Raw genomic sequence first — 1,909 nt, 5'->3', positions numbered from 1 at the left:
GAGGGTCACTTCATTTGGTTCTGTGTATTCAGGATATCTACCGAACTGAGGGCTCGCGCGCGTGCATCCTGGTGATCCACGATCGGAAAGGGATAACTTGCGCCGAGCGCGATGGATGCTTCTTGCAGCGCTTCAGCGGAAGCGGTCCATGGGCTGTGGACCGTTTCGGCGGGGAGTGCAGATAGTTCGGGCACCCACCGCCGCGTGTATTCGCCTCTCGGGTCGAACTTTTTCCCCTGCAAAACAGGATTGAAGATTCGAAAATACGGGGCTGCGTCGGCGCCGCTTCCTGACACCCATTGCCACCCGGCGGGATTGCTTGCCTCGTCCGCATCAACCAGCGTATCCCAGAACCATGCTTCGCCCTCGCGCCAGTCGATCAGCAAGTGCTTGGTGAGAAATGACGCTGTCACCATGCGCACGCGGTTGTGCATCCAGCCCGTGTACCAAAGCTCGCGCATGCCGGCGTCGACCAGCGGGTATCCTGTTTTCCCCCTTTGCCACGCGCGAAGCGCCTTGGCATCGGTGCGCCACGGCATGGCGTCAAACTGACGCCGAAAATTGAACTGATGAAGGGGTTTGCAGTGATAGAGCAGGTAATACGAGAATTCTCTCCATCCGAGTTCACTGAAGAACTTGCTCAACGACTCATTTTTGGCATCGTCAATGCGAACGACTCGCCTGCTTCGCAGGGTGTCTACCGCTGATAACGTTGCGTACCACACCTGCCGGGCCGAGATATTTCCAAAGCGAAGATAGGGAGAAAGCCGGCTCGTCGCTCGAGCGGCCGGAAAATCTCGAGCGCCGGCATAATCGGAAAACGAGTTTTCAATGAAGGCCTCGAGTTGATGCCCGGCCGCTTCCTCGCCGCATCGCCAGGTCGCACGCAGACCCTCCGCCCAGTCTGGCGTCGAGGGCTGCAGTGCAAGTTCAGGAAGCGTACGGACGTGTGCGCTGATGTTCTTGGAGACGGGAAAGAACGTGATCCGAGCGGGCGCCGACAGTGGGCACGGCGGAAAAAAATTATCGCGGCGAGCGGCTCTCCAGTACGCGCTGAATACCTGGAACGGCAAGCCTTCGCGCGTGGCCACTGTCCAGGGTTCGCGCAAAAGATGGCCATTGAATGTCGACACGTCGATTCCGCGCCCGATCAGGTCTTTCTTGATCGATGCATCCATTTCCGTTTGCGCTTTCGAGTAGCGGCGATTCCAGAAAACCATTGCCGCCTGGGTCTCGACGGCGAGGCTTCTGATGGCTTCGTGTTCGTTACCGCGAAGCACGAGCAGCGAGCCGCCGAGAGCGGAAAGCGAGCCGTCGAGTTTTTTCAAGGACTCGTGCAGCCACCACTTTTGCGCGCCCCCCATGGCGCGCCCGAGCTTCGGGGCAGGGTCGTATACGTAGACGCAAACTACAGGATGGCCGGTACTGACCGCATGAGAGAGTGCGGGATTGTCGCTGAGTCGTTGGTCATCCCGAAACCATACGATAACGGGGCGGGATTCATACGGCAATTCGGTGCGTGTCATGTGTGGTGCCCGAGAAGGTACGTTGGCAATTTGAACGGGATCGGAGATAACGCTGGCTTGCGACGCGTCCGGCTCTATCCGGCGCGGGGGTCATTCATGTCGCCTGCGCCGATTGGCGGAGTAGAAGGGGGCGTTACGCCATCCCAATGGCTTGCAATCGCAAGCGCGACCGGCAAGATGAACGCCCAGCCGGTTGCGAGAACGACCAGCGCTGCAGCCGGGTCTTTGAAATGAACGGCCCCCAGCGCCGCACCTGCGCGAAAGGACGCCGGGCCTGCGAATGCACCGACGAGCGCCGAGATGAGCGGTCGCGCCCGAAGCCAGTGCAGCAAGGTATTGAGTTGAATCGCGAACAGCGCCCACAGCCCCGCGAGCCAGTACGG

Annotated in this window: 2 protein-coding genes; both read right to left on the bottom strand. The window is 59.9% G+C overall.

Annotated elements, in window-relative coordinates; genetic code table 11:
- Positions 1-5: 5 nt before the first annotated feature.
- Positions 6-1,526, bottom strand: coding sequence for a cryptochrome/photolyase family protein (locus AC0KUR_RS37810; protein ID WP_473377378.1), 1,521 nt, complete (start codon positions 1,524-1,526; stop codon positions 6-8).
- A gap of 74 nt (positions 1,527-1,600) precedes the next feature.
- Positions 1,601-1,909: DUF2878 family protein (locus AC0KUR_RS37805; RefSeq protein WP_473377377.1), on the bottom strand; the 309-nt coding region annotated here is incomplete at its 5' end.

Source organism: Burkholderia sp. YHN3-13 (genome assembly GCF_055810675.1).
Note: the sequence above shows the minus strand (reverse complement) of the source record. Positions and strands in the feature narration are given on the sequence as shown.